This window comes from Oleiphilus sp. HI0117 (assembly GCF_001635235.1).
In genome coordinates this window covers 1-997 of sequence record NZ_LWGA01000198.1, presented here as the reverse complement: position 1 = coordinate 997, position 997 = coordinate 1, and the positions used below count along the sequence as shown (strand labels likewise).

Below are 997 nucleotides of genomic sequence, written 5' to 3'. Positions count from 1 at the left end.
TATCCCTATTGTGATCCGGGGGATTACCACTATTTCGCGTTTTCAAGTCGGGACGCAAACTCTGTGGTTACTATTACAAATCGCGGCAATCGCTACCGTGATCATTGTCGAATATGATACTTTGCCTGCTTGGACAGACTATCAGCCAAAGGGCCTTAGTAATGCAGGTGAATTCAATTGGCTATTGTTCGGCGCCGCTGCTTCAGTATTTTTTGCCTTGGTTGCTCAGATTGGTGAGCAGGTAGACTATCTACGCTTTCTTCCTCCTAAGACTGAACAGAATAAGAAAAAGTGGTGGTTTTGGTTGGTCTTATCAGGGCCAGGCTGGATCTTTATCGGTTTGCTGAAAATGCTCTTTGGCTCCTTTATCGCTTATATTGCGATTACAGAAGGGGCTACTTATGTGGTCGCCAGCGACCCGACTTATATGTACGAACGTGTATTTAATTACCTGACTAACTCACCGTCAATGTCGCTTATTTTAGCTGCGGTTATGGTGATTATCTGCCAGATGAAGATCAACGTAACGAACGCTTATGCCGGGTCGATAGCTTGGTCTAACTTCTTCTCGCGGGCAACTCACAGCCACCCTGGGCGGGTTGTTTGGTTGGTCTTCAATGTGACAATTGCTTTGATTCTGATGGAGTTAGGTGTGCATGAGGCACTCGAAGCAATTTTGGGGGTTTTCGCTATTGTCGCAGTGAGTTGGCTAGGCTCGCTTACTGCAGACTTATTGATTAACAAACCACTTGGGCTCAGCCCCTCTTATATCGAGTTTAAGCGAGGTCACCTCTATGATGTTAACCCGGTTGGTACTGTTTCAATGGTGGCTGCCTGTATTCTTGGTTTAGCTGCATATCTTGGGGTGTTNGGCGAGACAAGTAAGAATCTTAGCCACTTTATTTCTTTGTTAGCCTGTTTCATCTTTGTGCCACTGATCGCTTATATTACCAAAGGAAAGTATTACTTAGCGCGACAGTCCCCAGAGCTTATTCCC

The 997-nt window shown here is 45.6% G+C and carries 1 protein-coding gene; it reads left to right on the top strand.

The genetic code is table 11. The features are described 5' to 3' along the window. Window positions 1-997, top strand: a 997-nt coding sequence (locus tag A3757_RS26170) for a cytosine permease (RefSeq protein WP_369819520.1), incomplete at both ends; no start/stop codon positions are given.